We start from the raw sequence: 596 nt of genomic DNA, 5'->3' as shown, positions 1-596 counted from the left end.
GGCCACCCTGCTGCTGGAAACGGCAGAAGTAGCGCTGGTCCCCGGTTCCGCCTTCGGCGCACCGGGCTGCATGCGCCTGTCTTTCGCCGTCGGCATGGATACCCTGAAAGAAGCCATCCGCCGGATTGAGCAAGCATTGGCTAAATAAGCAACAAACGCACCCCCGGGGTGTTGACGACCCCGGGAGGCGTCACTAATATACGCGCCTCAAGACATTCCGCCTTAGCTCAGTTGGTAGAGCAAATGACTGTTAATCATTGGGTCGCTNGTTCGAGCCCAGCAGGCGGAGCCAAATAAGAAAAGGGCTTATCCACACGGGTAAGCCCTTTTTCTTTGCCCAATGATTGGCCGCCCTGCGGTCGACGGTTAATCATTGGCGAATTCAGTTGAATCCGCCTAGTTCGAGCCCAGCAGGCGGAGCCAAATAAGAAAAGGGCTTATCCACACGGGTAAGCCCTTTTTCTTTGCCCAATGATTGGCCGCCCTGCGGTCGACGGTTAATCATTGGCGAATTCAGTTGAATCCGCCTAGTTCGAGCCCAGCAGGCGGAGCCAAATAAGGAAAGCCCGGTATCGCAAGGTACCGGGCTTTTTCTT

1 protein-coding gene and 1 tRNA gene are annotated in these 596 nt (G+C 55.6%); both read left to right on the top strand.

Features of this window, described 5'->3' with window-relative positions; genetic code table 11:
* On the top strand, nucleotides 1-148 hold a 148-nt coding region (locus A3754_RS26520), incomplete at its 5' end, for an aminotransferase class I/II-fold pyridoxal phosphate-dependent enzyme (protein ID WP_369817584.1).
* Between the two features lie 68 nt (nucleotides 149-216).
* Nucleotides 217-292, top strand: a tRNA-Asn gene (locus A3754_RS06315).
* The last annotated feature ends 304 nt before the right edge of the window (nucleotides 293-596 follow it).

The sequence above is a fragment of the Alcanivorax sp. HI0083 genome, assembly GCF_001635175.1.
The sequence above is the reverse complement of the archived record's forward strand: the minus strand, read 5'-3'. Positions and strand labels throughout refer to the sequence as shown.